The organism is Bacillus sp. AFS040349, from assembly GCF_002577655.1.
Lineage (GTDB): Bacteria > Bacillota > Bacilli > Bacillales > Bacillaceae > Metabacillus.
The window spans coordinates 1-1574 of sequence record NZ_NUMC01000217.1 but is presented as its reverse complement, the minus strand read 5'-3'; the positions used below and the strand labels follow the sequence as shown (position 1 = coordinate 1574).

Below are 1574 nucleotides of genomic sequence, written 5' to 3'. Positions count from 1 at the left end.
CAGCTTGTAGAGAAAGTGGGTGTTTTTCTCTACAGGCTTTTTTATTTTCTAAAAATGTTTTTATAAATAGTAATAATTTTCTTAAGCCAACCAAAAGAAAAAGCTTCTCACACACCTAGCTTAACTTAGCTAGGTGTGTGGCAATCTTTTTCATATTCTGGCAAGCAGCGGTGAGAAGCACCTGCTCACTTGCATTCCTTAATCCCCGTAACCGGCAGTAGCGAAGCCCATGCAATTCTTTTGAATCTGCAAAGCTTCGCTCTACCTTTTCTTTTCTAAATTTATATAGTTCTTTCCCAGATGGGGAAAGGCGATTTAATCTAACTTGATCTTTATGATCTTCCCAAACATGTCGAGTTACTACTTTTTGGTTGTTTTTCGACCTTGTACACTGTGAGAGTAGAGGACATGTTGCACATTTCTTGGGATCAGATTTATATTCTCGATATCCCTCTCTTGTAGTTGTTCGATAAGTTAACTCATCCTTATTTGGACAAATATATAGATCATTCTCTCTATCATATGTAAATTTCCATTTAGGAAACAAACCTTTGGTTGGTTTAAATCTTCTATGAGCAATTACTCCAAATATGTTTCTATCCGATAATCCCTTACAAACAGCACTAGTTAGATATCCTGAATCCAAAGCTGAAGCTTCTACTTTAAAACCAAATCGCTCGATTTGACGGTCAAGTCTTGATAAATAAGGAACAGAATCATGGACATTACCTGGTGTAACATACGCATCAGTTATAATATTGAATTTAAAGTCTGTCGTTCGATGATCTAGGTAACAGAACATTTCCTGTTTGTTATCTCTAGACATAAATCCACTTTCAGGATCTGTTGAACTTACACGTATTTCCTTAGTTTCCTTCACCTCCTCTCTTTCTTTCAGAGCTTTTTTCCATGTTCTTTACGATCTTGTTCAATAGCTTTATTTAAGTCTTCAATATAATCTCTAGTCTCAACCTCAACCGTTTCTCTAGTGAATTTGTGTTTATTCGCATTAGCTTTTAAATGAGTAGAATCTGTAAAGAGAACTCTTCCTCCTACCATACGATGTTCCATTGCCTGAAAGACAATCTCATCAAAGATTTCTTGGAATATATTTGTTTCTTTATAACGAGTTCTACGATTCCAACTTATTGTAGAATGATGAGGAACTCGATCAGATAATTTCAATCCTAAAAACCATCTATAAGCAATATTCATTTTAATTTCTTCTTCTAATTGTCTCTCAGAGCGAATTCCATATAAATAGCCAACAAACATCATTTTAAAAAGAACTAAAGGATCAATTGAAGGGCGTCCATTATCCTCACAATAATAAGGTTTTACCTTTTCAAGAATGAATGAAAAATCTATATATTTATCTATTTTTCGAAGCAGATGATTTTCAGGAACAAGGTCATCTATTACTATAAATTCAACTTCATTTTGTGTGTTTTCTCTTGTATTGAACATAAATATCACCATCCCCAATTTGTTATATATATTATACCAAATTAACGCGGTGAAAAGTAAAAGTAATCAGACAAAATAATAGGCTGCCGAGGTTTCTCGACAGCCTG

Annotated in this window: 1 protein-coding gene; it reads right to left on the bottom strand. The window is 34.1% G+C overall.

Annotation, left to right across the window (positions count from 1 at the left end):
• Positions 1-115: 115 nt before the first annotated feature.
• Positions 116-1467, bottom strand: a protein-coding gene (locus COD11_RS26360) for an IS1182 family transposase (RefSeq protein WP_176551265.1) whose coding sequence is annotated in 2 segments (ribosomal slippage) — positions 116-900 and positions 900-1467 — 1353 coding nt in all. Because the reading frame shifts where the segments join, the coding sequence is not laid out codon by codon here.
• Between the last annotated feature and the right edge of the window lie 107 nt (positions 1468-1574).